The sequence below is a fragment of the Paradesertivirga mongoliensis genome, assembly GCF_024436395.1.
Classification (GTDB): Bacteria; Bacteroidota; Bacteroidia; order Sphingobacteriales; family Sphingobacteriaceae; genus Paradesertivirga; species Paradesertivirga mongoliensis.
Window position 1 is genome coordinate 38,026 of the sequence record NZ_JAFMZO010000004.1, and the last position, 15,639, is coordinate 53,664.

The 15,639-nt window shown below is 42.8% G+C and carries 17 protein-coding genes and 1 tRNA gene; 10 read left to right on the top strand and 8 right to left on the bottom strand.

What is annotated here, in order from left to right; all coding sequences use genetic code 11:
• Positions 1-26: 26 nt before the first annotated feature.
• The 4 genes from J3P43_RS15585 to J3P43_RS15600 all read left to right on the top strand — a co-directional run bounded on the left by J3P43_RS15585 (position 27) and on the right by J3P43_RS15600 (position 3,110).
• On the top strand, positions 27-203 hold the full coding sequence (locus tag J3P43_RS15585) for a hypothetical protein (RefSeq protein ID WP_255904118.1): 177 nt from the start codon (positions 27-29) through the stop codon (positions 201-203).
• Positions 200-1,060: an SPFH domain-containing protein gene (locus J3P43_RS15590; protein ID WP_255904120.1), complete on the top strand. Its 861-nt coding sequence runs from the start codon at positions 200-202 to the stop codon at positions 1,058-1,060. The genes J3P43_RS15585 and J3P43_RS15590 overlap by 4 nt, the downstream gene beginning before the upstream one ends.
• A 269-nt stretch (positions 1,061-1,329) precedes the next feature.
• Positions 1,330-1,725, top strand: a complete 396-nt coding sequence (locus J3P43_RS15595; protein WP_255904122.1) for a response regulator — start codon at positions 1,330-1,332, stop codon at positions 1,723-1,725.
• A gap of 122 nt (positions 1,726-1,847) precedes the next feature.
• On the top strand, positions 1,848-3,110 hold the full coding sequence (locus tag J3P43_RS15600) for a zinc dependent phospholipase C family protein (protein WP_255904124.1): 1,263 nt from the start codon (positions 1,848-1,850) through the stop codon (positions 3,108-3,110).
• A gap of 13 nt (positions 3,111-3,123) precedes the next feature.
• Here the strand turns inward: J3P43_RS15600 and J3P43_RS15605 are convergent, their stop codons facing one another.
• On the bottom strand, positions 3,124-3,372 hold the full coding sequence (locus J3P43_RS15605; RefSeq protein WP_255904126.1) for a hypothetical protein: 249 nt from the start codon (positions 3,370-3,372) through the stop codon (positions 3,124-3,126).
• Between the two features lie 170 nt (positions 3,373-3,542).
• Here J3P43_RS15605 and J3P43_RS15610 point away from each other — a divergent pair, with 170 nt between their 5' ends.
• A complete protein-coding gene (locus J3P43_RS15610; RefSeq protein ID WP_255904128.1) occupies positions 3,543-5,867 on the top strand; it encodes a T9SS type A sorting domain-containing protein in 2,325 nt (774 codons plus the stop codon).
• Entirely contained in the window at positions 5,868-6,095 is a 228-nt protein-coding gene (locus J3P43_RS15615) for a PID-CTERM protein-sorting domain-containing protein (protein ID WP_255904130.1), read from the top strand.
• Positions 6,096-6,337: 242 nt separating this feature from the next.
• Here the strand turns inward: J3P43_RS15615 and J3P43_RS15620 are convergent.
• The 6 genes from J3P43_RS15620 to J3P43_RS15645 all read right to left on the bottom strand — a co-directional run bounded on the left by J3P43_RS15620 (position 6,338) and on the right by J3P43_RS15645 (position 10,062).
• Positions 6,338-6,424, bottom strand: a tRNA-Ser gene (locus J3P43_RS15620).
• 101 nt (positions 6,425-6,525) lie between these two features.
• The gene (locus J3P43_RS15625) at positions 6,526-7,515 is read right to left on the bottom strand and encodes a YihY/virulence factor BrkB family protein (RefSeq protein WP_255904132.1); all 990 of its coding nucleotides are present in this window, start codon (positions 7,513-7,515) and stop codon (positions 6,526-6,528) included.
• Positions 7,516-7,517: 2 nt separating this feature from the next.
• Positions 7,518-7,925: an acyl-CoA thioesterase gene (locus tag J3P43_RS15630; RefSeq protein WP_255904134.1), complete on the bottom strand. Its 408-nt coding sequence runs from the start codon at positions 7,923-7,925 to the stop codon at positions 7,518-7,520.
• Positions 7,925-8,980, bottom strand: coding sequence for an endolytic transglycosylase MltG (gene mltG / locus J3P43_RS15635; RefSeq protein WP_255904136.1), 1,056 nt, complete (start codon positions 8,978-8,980; stop codon positions 7,925-7,927). Before mltG ends, J3P43_RS15630 begins: the two co-directional genes overlap by 1 nt.
• 10 nt (positions 8,981-8,990) lie before the next feature.
• Positions 8,991-9,308, bottom strand: a complete 318-nt coding sequence (locus J3P43_RS15640) for a rhodanese-like domain-containing protein (RefSeq protein WP_255904138.1) — start codon at positions 9,306-9,308, stop codon at positions 8,991-8,993.
• Positions 9,289-10,062 carry a PASTA domain-containing protein gene (locus J3P43_RS15645; RefSeq protein WP_255904141.1) on the bottom strand — a complete coding sequence of 258 codons (774 nt, stop codon included), beginning with the start codon at positions 10,060-10,062 and terminating at the stop codon, positions 9,289-9,291. The genes J3P43_RS15640 and J3P43_RS15645 overlap by 20 nt, the downstream gene beginning before the upstream one ends.
• 98 nt (positions 10,063-10,160) lie before the next feature.
• Here J3P43_RS15645 and J3P43_RS15650 point away from each other — a divergent pair, with 98 nt between their 5' ends.
• From J3P43_RS15650 to J3P43_RS15665, 4 genes are all read left to right on the top strand, one after another.
• Positions 10,161-12,260, top strand: a complete 2,100-nt coding sequence (locus J3P43_RS15650) for a beta-galactosidase (protein WP_255904144.1) — start codon at positions 10,161-10,163, stop codon at positions 12,258-12,260.
• 7 nt (positions 12,261-12,267) lie between these two features.
• Positions 12,268-12,783: a YdeI/OmpD-associated family protein gene (locus J3P43_RS15655; RefSeq protein WP_255904146.1), complete on the top strand. Its 516-nt coding sequence runs from the start codon at positions 12,268-12,270 to the stop codon at positions 12,781-12,783.
• A gap of 1 nt (position 12,784) precedes the next feature.
• Complete coding sequence (locus J3P43_RS15660) at positions 12,785-13,075, top strand: YciI family protein (protein WP_255904148.1); 291 nt, start codon at positions 12,785-12,787, stop codon at positions 13,073-13,075.
• A 62-nt stretch (positions 13,076-13,137) separates the two neighbouring features.
• Positions 13,138-14,412, top strand: coding sequence for a DUF4861 domain-containing protein (locus J3P43_RS15665; RefSeq protein WP_255904150.1), 1,275 nt, complete (start codon positions 13,138-13,140; stop codon positions 14,410-14,412).
• 8 nt (positions 14,413-14,420) lie between these two features.
• On the opposite strand, the gene J3P43_RS15670 is transcribed toward J3P43_RS15665, so the two are convergent.
• A complete protein-coding gene (locus J3P43_RS15670; protein WP_255904152.1) occupies positions 14,421-15,557 on the bottom strand; it encodes a glycerate kinase in 1,137 nt (378 codons plus the stop codon).
• Positions 15,558-15,639 lie beyond the last annotated feature (82 nt).

The following is a 15,639-nucleotide window of genomic DNA, read 5'->3' on the forward strand; positions in this document are numbered from 1 at the left end:
TACATTTACATTACCTAATCACAGTAATGAAAATCTTTATAGTAGCTTTAAAAGTGCTTCTGGCGATCTTTTTAATCACTGCCGGATGCAGCCAAATCAGCCAGCCCTCTAACCTTCGTGTATTAATTGGTGTTTTTGAAATACTGCTTGCTATAATCCTTCTTTACTCGCCCCTAAAGTCACTTATCAAACAATTTATATGAATTATTTATCAGAGGAAGGAAGAAGTCCTTCCCGTTCAAAAATTATTAAGGCGGTCGTCCTTGTAGTGCTGCTGTGTGTTTTCTGGATTGTTCAACCCTTTACATACGAGAACATCGACGCGGGTAACGTGGGGATCAAAATAAATTTATATGGTTCTGACCGCGGAGTGGATAATATCACTATAGTAACCGGCAGGGTTTGGTATAATACCTGGACTACAAAAATCGTTGAATTCCCAACCTTTACGCAATCTGTAGATTATGAGCCATTTGTAGTTACCACAAAAGACGCTGCAGAGTTTCAGGTAGATCCGAAATTGAATTACCACATCAATTCTGCTATGGTTCCTCAAATTTATCGCCAATACCGTAAATCGCTTTCCGAAATCGAACAGCAGTTTATGCGCAATACCATTTACGATGCCTACCGCATAGTTGCAAACTCGTTTACATCCGATTCGGTGATGTCTAACCGGGAAAAGTTTGAAGATAAAATTCAGATCATCCTATCAAAAAACCTTGGTAAAGATGGCTTTATTTACGATCAGCTCACTTCTGCTATTAGCCCGCCCGCTTCTTTAAGGCAAATGATCGACGAAAAGAACGCTTCGATACAAGCCAGGCTAAAAGCCGAAAATCAGGCTAAACAGGCCATCGCCGAAGCAACGGTAAGTAAGGCCAAAGCCGAAGGTGAAGCCGCAGCTCTTCTGGTTAGAGCGCGGGCAGAGGCAGAGGCTAACCGCTTAAAACAGCAATCTCTTACCCCGCTTATTATTCAGCAGCAAATGCTGGAAAAATGGGATGGAAAATTACCTCAGTACGGCACCATTCCTCAATTTTTCAAGAATATTCAATAATCTGGATACAGTCTGGTTCACTTTCCCTGTAGTATTTAGGTACAAAGCCCGAGGCGGCTGTGCCTGGGCCTTTGTTCGGTTGCGGACAAAGGCTTTATTTTGCAGTCTACCTGATTGAAGTATAATTGCCCGCGGCGGTTTCGGATGGTGGAAATTGCAATGAAAAGCAGGGCTGCAGGGACCTGGAAATGCTACCCGGGCTTTACATACATATGACGAAGTTGTTAACATTTGTTACAAAAGTGGCACCGTGTTTGTGAGAAATTACATTGAAACACACCTATGACGTGGAAACGATGAAGCAGCGAAGGATTTTTGTAATAGAAGATGATGATATCGTAAGAGATACCGTTGAACTTCTGCTTAGATATAAAGGCTACCAGGTTATTACATCGGCAACCGGTCAGGACGTGCTTGAGGGGATTGAAGAATTTAAGCCTGATTTGATCTTAACCGACATTTTCCTCGGTGAACTTGATGGAAGGGAGATATGTCAATGCGTAAAAAGTAATCCTAAAACCAACCATATTCCAATTATTATAATGTCTGGGGCCGCCTCAGAAATATATAACACGATAGCCGGTGTTGGAGCCAATGATGTTGTGCTCAAACCTTTCGACGAACAAACACTAATGAGCAGAGTACAGCGGCAACTTACAGCGTAGCTGTCTGGTATTGTTGAAATATGTCTGCTACAGAGGACTCTTGTGTCTACATCTGTACTACTCCCTTTGTGCCCTCGAACTTTATTTAATTTTCGATGTTAGTTAATTACTAACCAATTTGAATGAAGCCGAAATTCCTGATTGTTTTCTTCCTTTTATCTGTCTGCTGGCTTAGGTCTGTAAAAGCTTATTCTTTGCTTACACACGAGGCGATTATCGACGCAAGTTGGGAGCAGGGTATCCGGCCGCTTTTATTAGCTAAATATCCGGCATCCAGTCCGGAACAACTGCTGGAAGCTCATTCGTATGCCTATGGTGGCGCAATAATGCCCGACATTGGTTACAGTCCGTTCGGAAGCATGATTTATACAGATTTTGTGCATAATGTAAGAACCGGGGATTATGTAGAGGCTTTACTGGAAGAGGCCGAAACGCTAAACGAATATGCTTTCGCACTCGGCTCGCTGGCCCATTATATGGCCGACAATTATGGCCACGAACTGGGAACAAATGTGGCGGTGCCCCTGGTTTATCCGAAGGTAAAAGAGGAATTTGGAAACGTGGTTACCTATGCTGATCATAAAGTTTCTCATTCGAGGATGGAGTTGGCATTTGATGTTTTGCAAACGGCGAGAGGCAACTACGCATCTAAGGACTATCATGATTTTATTGGTTTTAATGTAGCTCGGCCTGTTGTTGAAAAGGCGTTTTACAGGGTTTATGGTATTGATGTAAATGATGTGTTTGGCAGTATGTCGGTTGCCATCAGTACTTTCCGCTGGACGATTAAATCTCTTCTCCCGAATATTGTAAGAACAGCCTGGGCCAGCAAGAAAGATGATTTAAGAAAAACAGATTCAACCCTCACAGCGCGGAAGTTTTCCTACAGGATGAAAAACCGTACCTATTATCACGAGTTCGGGCGAGATCATCAGAAGGCGGGCTTTTTCCCAACGGTGATCTCTTTTATTATGCCTTTTTTGCCGAAAATTGGTCCGCTCGCAAAACTTAAATTTAAAGCGCCCACGCCAGAAGCGGAAGCCCTGTTTATTAAGAGCTTTGACACTACACTGGTACATTACAAGGCGGCCATTACTAGATTAAATTCGTCATCAGTCGATTTACCTAACCGTACCCTCGATACTGGACATAAGACTGTGTTCGGAGAGTACGTAATAGCTGATGACAATTATGCAACCCTCTTATTCAGGCTACAGGAAAAAGATTTTGCGCATTTGAGCGCGGAAATCAAAGACAACCTTCTGGCGTTCTACGCCGGAGCGCAGCCCTCCGGGAGGATGAGTAAGAAAAAAGCAAGGGAATGGAAGAAGGTGCAGGATGCTCTTGAAGCTCTAAACCAGGTTTCAACCATTGCGGCGAGGTAGATAAAGCCCTCAACTACTCCAGGTTATCTACTCCCGTGTCAGATTCAGGCGTTGCCAGGTCGTTGTGGCCATCCTCTAAAGTGCCATAGTTTTCGTCAAAATCATCGTCTTTATCCTTTTCAACTTTATCATCATCATCTTCTTCGGGAAGAAGCTGCTGATCATCGTCTTCTCGAATTACTTTATCCGAATCGGGGTCAGCCGAATTCGGCTGCCCGTTGGGGTTTGCGGAAGATTCTATGTTCTCATTTTCGTGGTTCATGGCAGGGTGTTATTAATTAACAGATAATATATACCAGAAAGATCGTGCCAACACTATCTGACCGAAAGCGATTCCCGGGCCGGCAACTCTGCCTCCGGTTACCAAAAAGTAACCTAATTGTTAAAAAAGCGTATAGAGGCCTAATGTTTGTTCATTTAACGCCCCGTTTAATGCAAAAAGGTTTATTTAGCTTCACAAAAAAACACTTCTGTTTGGTTGCTGGATTGCTTTTTGTTCAATTTTCCAGCGGACAGGGCCTGATTAATAACGGTGCTCAAATAGTTATTACAAATACCTCAAATATTCATATCAGCGGCGCCACGGGGAATTTGACAAATCAAGCCGGAGGCTTAATAGTTAATAGTGCAGCAGGTGGTAAAATTACGTTGGGCGGTAATTGGGTGAACGATGCGGCAAATAGCGTTTTTTCTGGTACCGGTTCAACTGTAGAATTTAACGGGGCAACGGCTCAAAGTATCGGCGGAACAAATCCTACAGCATTCTACAATTTAACAGCCTCGGGCTCGGGGACTAAAACTGTAAATACACCTTTAACTTCTGTTTCGAGATTGGTAACGGTGAGTGATAATACTCAACTAGATGCTAATGGTAATTTAACGTTACTCGCAACCAGTTCCGAACACGCCAGTATCGGACCTTTGATAAACGGCGCCTCGGTTTCAAATAATGTTATTGTCCAATCATATCTTACTGGCGGAAGCGATGGATATCGAGTATGGAAGGGGCTATCGTCGCCTATCAACGATGGGCTGATTCTAGGTAACAAAACTTATAAGCAATTACAATCGAAATTGATTATAACCGGTAACCTTGGTACAACCAATGGTTTCGACAAAGGAAATTCGGCTTCACCGTACGGTGCAACCATTAAGACGTATAATGAGCAAGCTGCATTAGGCACTTCGCAATTTACTGTACTTCCAAACATTACAGATCCCGTAATTCAAGGCTTAGGGTTTTTCCTATACTACAGAGGCAATCGCACTGATAATTACGATGCTTCCGGTAGCTCAGCTACGGGCTCTAAAGTTGTCGCTCCTTTTGCTACTCCGGAAAGTGTTCTTGTTGATTATACCGGCCCCATAAATCAAGGTCCGATTGAAGTTAATCTATCATATACAAACAACAACGACTCTGACATATTTATCGGGACAAATCTGGTAGGTAACCCGTACCCGTCGGTTATAGACTGGCACGCTGTTTACAACGCAAGTGTGAGTGCTGGTGCTGATATTTCGCCAGTTATTTATGTGGTGAAGCAGGATGGCTCTTTTGCCGAGTATACCATCACCGACGCCGGGCTGGGAACGGGGATAGGAGCAAACGAGGGTACCCGCTATATTATGCCCGGACAAGCGTTTTACGTGAAAGCAAATGCGGCATCTCAGAAACTGACATTCGCAGAGGGCAGCAAGGACCCTTATCCTGTATCGGGTACAGTTATGCGTTTTTTGTCGGCGCCCCGTAAGGAGTTAATGGGGTTAACTATGGCGACCAGCACCCTTGTGGCACCACCTCATCGTATGGGCTTAAAGGTTCTGAGATTTAATGTAAAAAACATGGATGCCCAGGAAGAAGCTCTGTTGATTTTTAGAGACAATGCCACGGTCAATTATGACAATAATGAAGACGGACTTTATTTTTCGGGAAATCCTGTAGTTTTATTAAGCAAATCGAAGGATAATAAGAATCTATCTATAAACTCTCTTCCCGAACCTACAGAACCAACTGAAGTTGACCTTTATGTTTCAACCTCCATTTCTGGAAAACATCAACTAAATTTTACCGACCTATCGCAGTTAGGGGCTACTCAGGTCTTTTTAGAGGACTCGTTCCTGAAAAAGACTGAGCCAGTAGTTACAAATTCAATATACGAATTCAGCATCGACAGAAAAATTCCCCAAAGCTTTGGAGGAAATAGATTCAAGCTTGTCTTTCATCCACAACTTAACCTCGCGAATTTTTCGGCAAAGAAAGTATACGGTGGCTCTGAAATAACTTGGTCGGGAGCTTCAAAATATAATAATGAATTGTTTGTGATTGAACGCTCCACCGATGGAAATGTATTTCAGACAATCGGAGCCATAAGTAAAGACGACATCGGTACCTACAGGTTTATTGACAAGAAACCCGAAAATGGGTTAAACTATTACAGACTCAAATTGCAAGACACGGTAAAATACTCTTACACCAATGTAGTGTCTCTGGATTATGCACCGGATTCAAGCGAGCCGTATTTTAAGATATTTCCTAATCCGGTGAATGATGCGTTGAATGTAATCTATAAAGACGATGTGAAACAAGGTCAACTCGCGATTTACAGTTTGGGGGGGCAAAAAATTAAAAGCTTTTCCGTTCTGAACGCTGATCAGTCGCAATATAATGTGAGCGACTTGCCTACAGGAGTATACATATTGAAAGCTATTGATGGTCAAAATAAAGAAGTTGGAACTGAGAAGTTCATCAAAGAATAAATGAGAAAGTTTTTTGCTTGCTTACTTCTTGGTCTGCTATTCGGTAATCATAGCCTGTTTGCGCAGGAGGAAGACTGTGCGTTCAGTCCTGATCCTCTTTGTGAAGAAGGACCCGATGCCCCAATCGATAGCGGTGTAGGGCTCCTGATTGGTGCAGCTGCGTTTTATACCATCAAAAGATTTCGCGACAAAAAAAGCAATTTAAACGATACGCCAGGCATCGTATAGTCTCAATAAGCGAGGTACTCACCTCGTCCGAATCGCACAACATATTGCTAATTAGATTTCCGGTGAATTGTAAATCGTCTCTTCTCAGACTTTTTAAATCTTAACGTATTCCGGACTCCTAAATAATCTGAATATCTATTTTCGGCAGGTGTGGATGTTAGAGATACGCCGAAATTTGAGCAGGAAATATCATCCAATAAAAAAAGCCTTCTTACATCACGTAAAAAGGCTTTTTATTTCTGCGGAGAGCTAGGGATTCGAACCCCAGGAACCTGTTACAGTTCAACAGTTTTCAAGACTGCCGCAATCGACCACTCTGCCAGCTCTCCGGGGGCAAAAGTACAAACTCCGCCGTAATCTACAAGGGTGAAAGATGTTTTTTTTGCTGATAATGGATAGAGCTTTGAATTACAGAGCAATAAAATCGTTTTTATCCGTTTTTGCTAAGCTTTTCTTGCACGGGTTCGTCCTTGAAGGTGTTAAATTTTGGCTTAACGATTTTAATACTTCGCTTTGAAAGGTCGATACTGGCGTTTAATTCGAAGCCAATCAGGATGATCAGAGAATTTAGATATAACCAGATCATAATCACGATCAAGGTTCCGATAGATCCGTAAACTTCATTATAGTTGCCAAAGTTGTTTATGTAAAAACCAAACCCCCAAAATGTAAGGATGGCTAAAACTGTGGCGAGCCAGGCACCCGGACTAAATAACTTCCATTTTTTGGTGTGTGTTGGACCGTAACGATATAAAATCGAAAGAGTAATAAAATATACGGAGACTAAGATGAACCATCTTAGCATATCGGCAAAATACAACCAAAACGAATCTCTGAACTCTAACTGACTCTCGGCAAATTTAACAGCGAAAGTTCCAACCGTCATGATCGTTAAGCCGATCGTTAACGCCAGGAACATCACGAAAGTGAGGGTGATAGCTACCAGTCTCTGTTTCAACCAGCCCCTTGTTTCAATAATTAAGGATGATTTGTTGAACGCCTGCATTAGATTAATGACGCCATTGGTAGCGAAAAAAAGAGCTGCGAAAAAACCGAATGACAACAAGCCTCCGTTTTGTTGCTTGATAATCTCTTCCAGCGTGCCTTTAACAGCTTCAAAGGCGTTGTAAGGAAGTACGAGGGCCAGCAGTCCGATAAGTTGATCCTGAAAGCCCTCAATAGGGATGTATGGAATCAGTGTAAACACAAAAATTATCCCCGGAAATATTGCCAGCATGAAGTTATATGCAAGTGAAGATGCTTTGTTAAGCAGGGAGTCTTTGTTGATCTCCTGAAAAAAAAACGTGCCGACTGTATAAAGCGGCAGCGGACTGAATCCAGGTATCACTACCACCTTTGTCCAGTCAATGAACATGTTATATAACCTGGTTTTTAAAAGAATCTTATGGAGCCAGAGCATATTTAGTAGAAATATTCTTTAATGCGGTTCTGAAATTCTTCAGGCGGCAGGCATGGCCGGTTGTTCTTCATGTTGATAAAGGCAAGTGTCGTTTCTCCTTCATGAATTAAATTATTTGCCTCGTTATAAAATTCGTACTTAAAATGAATTTTGACACCCGGCTTTTTCTCAAGAATCACATTTATGGTCAGTTCTTCATCGTAAAGCGCAGGTTTGATATATTTACAACGCATTTCCAGAACAGGCATCATCACGCCTTCTTGCTCCATCCACTTGTAAGTCATGCCCATACTTCTGAGCATTTCTACCCTGCCAACTTCATAAAGCTCGGCATAATTGCCATAATACATATAGCCCATCTGATCCGTTTCACCGTATCGTACTCGTACCTTTGTTTGATGGGTATACATTATTTTTTTATGTTTCTTTCATTAAGCGCCCGCTGAAATCTTCTGGCATTTGCCTGATGTTCTGCCTGGGTAACAGCAAAATTGTGATATCCGGAAAAATCCTCTTTAGCGCACATGAATATGTATTTATGTTTTTCATGATTTAGTACGGCATCGATGGCGTTAATGCTTGGCATCATGATAGGCCCCGGAGGCAGTCCTTTGTAAACATAGGTATTATAAGGAGAATCTTTGGTTAGATGGCGGTTTAATACACGTCTGATAGTGAAATCTTTATTGGCAAAAATAACCGTAGGGTCGGCCTGAAGTTTTATACCGGCTTTGTACCGGTTCATGTACAAGCCAGCAATGGTGGGCATCTCGCTGTCATTCAAAGCTTCGGCATCCACAATAGCTGCCAGGGTGCTTACCTCGGTTTTCGATAAACCAATCTTCTCTGCTTTGGCTATGCGCGAAGGCGTCCAGAACTTTTGATATTCTTTGTACATCCGGTCGAAGAATTGCTTTGCGGATGTATTCCAATAGATCTCGTACGAGTTCGGAATAAACACACTATACACATTGTCGGTGTTAAATCCATATTTTTCAACAAACTCCGTTGAGTCGAGCAGGCTTACGATCGAGCTCGAGTCGGCTTCTATTTGCGTGGCAATATAGGCCGCCATATTCTCTTTCAACCTGTGGTTCTTGAATTTCAGTTGTACCGGCTCCTGGTCGCCGCTCCGGAGCATGGCAATGAATTTTCTGTTGCTCATTCCACCTTTAAGGCGGTATTTACCGGGCTTTACCATCTGAGGATAGTTCATCGTTTCAGCTGTCTGGCGAAAGGCAACAGAATCGTTCACAATTTCTTTGTCCCTGATGGTTCTATACACTGTTTCGAAATCTGACCCGGTCTTAATGTAGAGGTATTCCTCCTTGTTAGATACATTGGGGCCAAAATATTTTAAATAGTATGAAAAGGCAGTTATTCCAAGTGCAATAACAGCAATTATTGCTAAGACGATAATTACCCTTGCTTTCAAACTTAGCTTTGTCGAATGTTTAGCAGTCATTTACTTTAAATTATAAACTTACTCTCCTGTAAGCAAGTAAGCCCCCCGTAAGGTTTTTAACATTTTTATATCCGGCAGATACTAATAAACGCCGTGCGGTTTCACTTCTTATGCCTCGCTGGCAGATAACTACAATCTCAGCATCTTTTTGATAATCGAGCTCATCGAAAGCCGCGGATAAGGTGCCGAGGGGGATGTTTTGCCCACCGATATTAAAGGTGTGGTATTCCAGCTCTTCCCTGACGTCGATCAGGTGAGGTGACTTGCCTTTTGATAATTTTTCTTTTAATTCTTCGGCCGAAATATCGTTATTGGACTGGTTCTCCATTAGATAGAATCAAATCAACGCTTGTACCAATACTCACTTTAGTTAACGAGTCGCTCAGAGCAGGAAATTGTTTAATCACTGTTGCGGAGGCTGTGTCCGTTACATTTTCATAAGTAACCACGCCTAGGTTAAGTTGAGACCCCCTTAAAGCCATGATAGCCTCACTAAGTGTCAATCCGGTCACAGGAGGCAGATCCACTTCACTTGCGCCTCTTCCATCTCCCAAAACAAGACTAATAGTCGAACCTTTGGGTATCATATCTCCAGTGCTAACTTGCTTTCCTCCAAATTGAACTTTTAAAACCCTGTCGCGCGCAATATCAGATATATATGAAGTATCGCCGATCTTAATTCCGTAATTGCCCAGTATCGCCCTTGCTTCTAAAAAAGTCTTCTCAAAAATATCGGGGAAACCTACATCGGGCGCCGTACGGGTAATAATTGTCAGGTAGATCGTCCGGTTTAGTTTAACGTTTGTATTTGGGTCAGGATCTTGTTCTACTACCATTCCCGGAGCTTTATCAATTTGATAAACCGAATCGATCTGATATCCCAGTCCCTGTGCTTCCAGCAATTCTATTGCCTTCTCAACAGGTAAACCCTGTAATTTCGGAACAGGTACTCCCTCCCCGTGTCGGGTGTAATAACGCAGACTAAAGAAAATAAGCAGGATGAATAAGACCACAGATATAATTGCGATAATCAAATTTCTTCTGAAGGTCTCTGTTCTAAGGTATGCTAAAAATTTATTCATTAATTGAAATATTTCTGCAAAGAATGCCCAAACTTAGTTTAAAAATCATGATTTTCGAAGAGAATATTCTTAAGGATCTAATATCCAATTTTAAACTTATGCTAAAGAAAGTATCATTAGGGATCGTTTCAGCATTTATATTGCTGCAACTTAATCCTGTAAACGCTCAGAGCCCGGAGCGCTTTTTTAAGAGAAACGATTTAATGCCATTGGGATCTTACTACTATCCGGAACAGTGGCCAAGATCTCAATGGGAGCGTGATCTGAAAAGACTTGCCGAAACCGGTTTTGAATTCACTCATTTTGGGGAGTTTGCCTGGGCATTTGTAGAACCTAAAGATGGGGTATTTGATTTTAAATGGTTAGATGAAGCGGTCGAAATCGCTCATAAAAACGGGGTTAAAGTGATCATGTGTACTTCGTCTCCAACACCACCAGCCTGGCTTGCTCAAAAACATCCTGAAATTTTGATGGTAAACGAAGATGGCAGAACCATGCAGCATGGTTCAAGACAGCATATTTCCTGGTCGAGCCCGGTGTATCGAAGATACGTAATCAGAATGGTGGAAGCGCTTGCAAAACATTATGCGAACGACAAAAGAATCTGGGGATGGCAATTGGATAACGAACCTTCGCACTACGGACAGGTGGATCATAGTCCTGCAGCACGAGTAAGCTTTCAAAAATGGCTTAAGAATAAGTATAAACATATAGATTCTTTAAATAAAACCTGGGGGACCGCATTCTGGAGCCTTAAGTACGATAATTTCGAGCAGATCAGAACTCCTAATGGTAAGGAGCTGATCGCGCAGCCTAACCCTCACGCAGTGCTCGACTTCAGACGCTTTTCTGCAGATGAAGTAGCTGATTTTATGCATTTTCAAGCGGCTATTCTGCGTCAACATATCCCGGCCGGGCAATGGATAACTACCAACCTTATGCCCGAACATACTCCGGTTGACCCCACACGCATGCCTAAACTTGATTTTGTTACCTATACTAAATATCTGGTGGCCGGCTACGATATGGGCATCGGTGATCAGGGCTTTAGGATGGGATCTCCAACCAGCATCGCTTTCTCAAATGATTTATTCAGGCCAATTAATGGTGTAACCGGAGTTATGGAACTTCAACCAGGACAGGTGAACTGGGGAAGATTCAATTCTCAGACCATGCCCGGAACGGTAAGAATGTGGGTTTGGCATGCTTTCGCAGGAGGAAACAAGTTTGTTTGTAATTACAGATTCAGACAGCCTTTAACAGGAGGGGAGCAATATCATTATGGCGTTATTGGTCCGGATGGGATAACCCCAAGTACGGGAGGTCAGGAGTATATCAAAGTTAATGAGGAGATGAAGTTTTTACGAAGAAATTTCGATCCGAATGCACAAATGCCAGCCGAGCATAAGGCCCGTCAGGCCGCAGTGCTTTACAGTCTGGATAACCGCTGGGAACAGGATAATCAGCCCCAAACCTTTCAGTGGGATTACCTGAAGCACGTAATGAAGTATTATAGCGCTTTAAAGCAGTTCGGAGCCCCTGTTGATGTGATTACCGAAGATAAAGATTTTACGAAGTATCCGGTTTTAATCGCGCCCGCCTATCAGTTATTAGACGCTAAACTTGTTGAACGCTGGAGGCAATATGTAGAACAGGGTGGACATTTAGTGCTCACAACCCGTACAGGTCATAAAGATCGTGAAGGTAAGATCTGGGAAACCATCTGGGCGAGCCCGATACAGGGATTGATGAGTGGATTCGTTTCATTCTATGATCATTTACCCGAGAACAGAACCGGAACTATAAAAGCAGGTACAGAAACGTTTACCTGGAACAATTGGGCCGACGTTCTGGAGCCTTATCCCAATATTGATATCTGGGCAACTTATACTAATCAATATTATTCGGGAAGACCCGCTGTAATTCATAAAAAGATGGGAAAAGGTACTGTGACTTATGTCGGCCCGGATACAGACGACGGCGCTCTGGAAAAGGCCATGTTAAAACGTGTTTACCAGGAGGCTGGAATCGCCATCAGAGATTTACCTAATGGCGTAATGCTCGAGTGGCGCGACGGATTTTGGGTGGGCGTAAATTACGGCGAAAAAGCGTACGAAGTACCCGTTCCCGAAAAAGCGAACATATTAATCGGTACCAAAACCTTGAAGCCCGCTGACGTAATCGTCTGGAAAGAGTAGTCTGTAAATGGTTGATTATACTACTGTCATATTGAAATTTGCGGAGCAGGGAGAAAAAACCGGTTGGACTTACATTGACGTTCCTGCAGATGTTGCCCAACAGCTACAGCCGGGTAACAAGAAATCATTTAGGGTAAAGGGAGTTCTCGACAGCTTTAAGTTTTCGGGCATCGCCCTTCTCCCGATGGGCGAAGGTAATTTTATTATGGCACTTAACGCTGATATCCGAAAAGGCATTCGCAAATCGGAAGGTGCAATGCTTCATGTACAGCTTGAGGTCGACCATGATTATACTGTAGAACCACCTCCCGAGCTGATGGAATGTTTGAACGAAGATCCCGGATCGCTGGAATATTACTTTAGCTTGCCCAAATCTCATCGTGATTACTTTATCAAGTGGATTGATAGTGCAAAAACGGAAACGACCCGTACAAATCGTATGGTTCAGACCGTTAATGCGATGGCTAACCGTTGGGATTATGGGCAGATGATCCGTGCCGGCCGAAAAATCAGGAACGAATAAAATGAACCAATATCTTATTTCAGCACTAGATTTTACCGATGAAAATGCTCTCCAGAGACGCTTGCATGCCAGGCCAATGCACTTCGAAACTGTAAGAAAGTTAAAAGCATCTGGTAATTTCATCATAGGCGGCGCCATTTTAAACGACCGGAAGCAGATGATTGGCTCTTCATTGATTGTTCAATTTGAAACAGATCGGCAATTAAGTGCCTGGCTGGCGGAAGAACCTTATTTGCTTTTGAAGGTTTGGGAGAAGGTTGATATTAAGCCCTTCAAGGTAGCCGATGTTTAGAGCAGATTTTCTGGTCTTGTTAAAAAATGATAATTTGTACTCATCATCCATAAACTTAATTTATGTCTTCATTATTTACCAAAACAGCGGTTCTGATTTTTGTACTCGGTGGTAGCCTTCAGGCGTTCTCTCAAACCCGGTCGATTTCGGTTTCAAACAAGTCTTCACTCGTTTTGAAAGATAAAGCAATAGCTGTAACAAGGGCAGGGCTTCCAGGTGCAGAAGAGGGAAAGTTCCCGCTTATTTTAACCGCCTCGGGCGATACTATCCCATCACAACTGGATGATATAAACGGTGACAGAAAATGGGACGAACTATTCTTTGTGCTAGATCTGGCACCGAAACAAAAACTCAAGCTATCGCTAAACTGGGTAAACTTTGTGCCCGAATTTACAATGCGTACCAGCGTAAGGTTCGGTAAACGTAGTTCAGCGACATTGCCCGTGCAACCCAAAGTCGCGGATACCGCCTATATTGATGAAATGCCTAAAAAGATAGGCTACCAACCTTATCAAACCGATGGTCCATCCTGGGAAAACGATAAGGTAGGCTTCCGGCACTATTTTGATGGACGGAATGCCAAGGATTTATTCGGTAAAAGAGTGACCTGGATGTCGCCGGAAACTGTTGGTTTGACAGCACAGGGCGCAGTAGAGGATAATTATCATGTCTTAAAAGACTGGGGAAGAGATGTATTGCCCGTGGGTAATTCCATAGGCCTTGGAGGTGTAGCTTTGCTCGTAAAAGATTCTCTGGCGAGATTAGGAGTTACCGTAAATGATACCCGGAACAATATAAAAAGTACTTCTTTTCATATCTACTCTGAAGGACCTGTAAGGTCAGTAATTAATTTTCATTACATGGATTGGAGTACACAGGGCAGAGTCTATCAGGTAAATGAAACGCCGATGATCTGGCCGGGGATGCACGCCTATCAGAATACCGTAAGAGTCTCCGGCTTGAAAGGCGATGAGTCATTATTAGTCGGTTTGCCCGATGTTTCGAACGACGGACCGTTGACCGAAGTAAATATTGGCGACTGGACACTTCTTTATACTCATGATAAACAAAGCTATAATAAAGAGTTTTGGCTGGGACTGGCGTTACTCGTCCCGAAAAAGGCCTATCAAGGGAGTATTACTGCCCCCACGACGGGAAATTTGTCGTCCAGCTATCTGGCAAAGCTTAAAATATCCGAAAATAAGCCGGTTACTTACTATGCAGTAGGCGGTTGGGAACTTGCCGATCCTGGTTTTATTAACCCACAATATTTCAGGAACTATGTAACCGGCCTGGCGCACCAATTGTCGGCAAAGGTTAAAGTGAAGATTGAATAGTATTTGGCTTATTTGATTTTATCGTGTAAAAGTTGTTTACCTGATGCAAACGCCGCATCAGCCAGAAATTTAGCAGCGTTTGTATATGGATCTGCCCGACTAATTGATGGAGGGGTGATGACATAAACCTTTTGTACTCCTATGCTTTGCAATTCCTGATCCGATAAACTCAAAGCTCCGCAAAACGCTATTAATGGCTTTTGATGTTTTTTGCAGAGCTTAGCCAAGCCGGAAATGGCTTTGCCGTTTAAACTTTGTTCATCAATTTTACCTTCACCTGTAACGACCAAATCTGCTTGCCTGATGTATTCCTCTGCCTTGTTTATTTTCAGAACAAGCTCGATTCCGCTCAGCAGATCGGCGCCCAAAAATGCTACACACGCGGCGCCCAGGCCGCCCGCAGCTCCCGATCCCTTGATTTGCTGCATATCCCGACCAAAGTGTTTCTCCAAAATACCCGCAAAGTGGATCATGCCTTTTTCCAAAAGATCTGTTTCTTCTTTGGAAGCTCCTTTTTGTTTGGAGTATACTAATGAAGCGCCATTTTTTCCGTATAAGGGATTATCAACATCGCAGGCCACCTTAAAATCTATGTGCTTCACATCTATAGATTTCGAATCGTCAATGGTCGCAATTTTTGCAAGGTTTTGTCCGATTGGCCTGAGTTCCTTACCCGAAGCATCTAAGAATCGGTAACCCAATGCAGTGGCCATTCCTATTCCAGCTTCGTTTGTCGCACTGCCACCTATCCCCAGGATGATTTTTTCTACTCCAGGATTAATCGCCGCCCTGATAAGTTCGCCGGTACCAAGAGTGGAGGTAAGCATGCAATTACGTTCTTCCGGTTTTAGTAAGAGTAACCCTGAAGCTTTAGCCATTTCTATAAAAGCGGTTTTTCCATCTTTAGAGATCAGGAAAGAACTTTTTATTGACCTGAACAAGGGGTCGGAAACTGTAACAGGATGTTCAACTGCTGAGATACAGCTTTTTATTACGTCCGATAATCCCTCGCCGCCGTCGGCCATGGGGAGAATTTGGATTTTAAAATCTTTCGACGCTTTTAACAAGCCTTTTTTAATAGCATCAGAAGCCTCTGCACTGCTCAGTGAGTATTTAAACTTATCCGGAGCAATTAAAATGTTCATGGGTGAGTATTTTGTTCGCGAATATTAAAGTTTTAAGCTGATATCCCTGCATTATAGCTTAAAAAATCAGAAATCTGTCGTA

Coding starts and splice junctions, on each gene's coding strand:
- J3P43_RS15585 (WP_255904118.1), top strand. CDS start 27: ATGAAAATCTTTATAGTAGCTTTAAAAGTGCTTCTGGCGATCTTTTTA.
- J3P43_RS15590 (WP_255904120.1), top strand. CDS start 200: ATGAATTATTTATCAGAGGAAGGAAGAAGTCCTTCCCGTTCAAAAATT.
- J3P43_RS15600 (WP_255904124.1), top strand. CDS start 1,848: ATGAAGCCGAAATTCCTGATTGTTTTCTTCCTTTTATCTGTCTGCTGG.
- J3P43_RS15605 (WP_255904126.1), bottom strand. CDS start 3,372: ATGAACCACGAAAATGAGAACATAGAATCTTCCGCAAACCCCAACGGG.
- J3P43_RS15610 (WP_255904128.1), top strand. CDS start 3,543: ATGCAAAAAGGTTTATTTAGCTTCACAAAAAAACACTTCTGTTTGGTT.
- J3P43_RS15615 (WP_255904130.1), top strand. CDS start 5,868: ATGAGAAAGTTTTTTGCTTGCTTACTTCTTGGTCTGCTATTCGGTAAT.
- J3P43_RS15625 (WP_255904132.1), bottom strand. CDS start 7,515: ATGCTCTGGCTCCATAAGATTCTTTTAAAAACCAGGTTATATAACATG.
- J3P43_RS15630 (WP_255904134.1), bottom strand. CDS start 7,925: ATGTATACCCATCAAACAAAGGTACGAGTACGATACGGTGAAACGGAT.
- mltG (WP_255904136.1), bottom strand. CDS start 8,980: ATGACTGCTAAACATTCGACAAAGCTAAGTTTGAAAGCAAGGGTAATT.
- J3P43_RS15640 (WP_255904138.1), bottom strand. CDS start 9,308: ATGGAGAACCAGTCCAATAACGATATTTCGGCCGAAGAATTAAAAGAA.
- J3P43_RS15645 (WP_255904141.1), bottom strand. CDS start 10,062: ATGAATAAATTTTTAGCATACCTTAGAACAGAGACCTTCAGAAGAAAT.
- J3P43_RS15650 (WP_255904144.1), top strand. CDS start 10,161: ATGCTAAAGAAAGTATCATTAGGGATCGTTTCAGCATTTATATTGCTG.
- J3P43_RS15655 (WP_255904146.1), top strand. CDS start 12,268: ATGGTTGATTATACTACTGTCATATTGAAATTTGCGGAGCAGGGAGAA.
- J3P43_RS15660 (WP_255904148.1), top strand. CDS start 12,785: ATGAACCAATATCTTATTTCAGCACTAGATTTTACCGATGAAAATGCT.
- J3P43_RS15665 (WP_255904150.1), top strand. CDS start 13,138: ATGTCTTCATTATTTACCAAAACAGCGGTTCTGATTTTTGTACTCGGT.
- J3P43_RS15670 (WP_255904152.1), bottom strand. CDS start 15,557: ATGAACATTTTAATTGCTCCGGATAAGTTTAAATACTCACTGAGCAGT.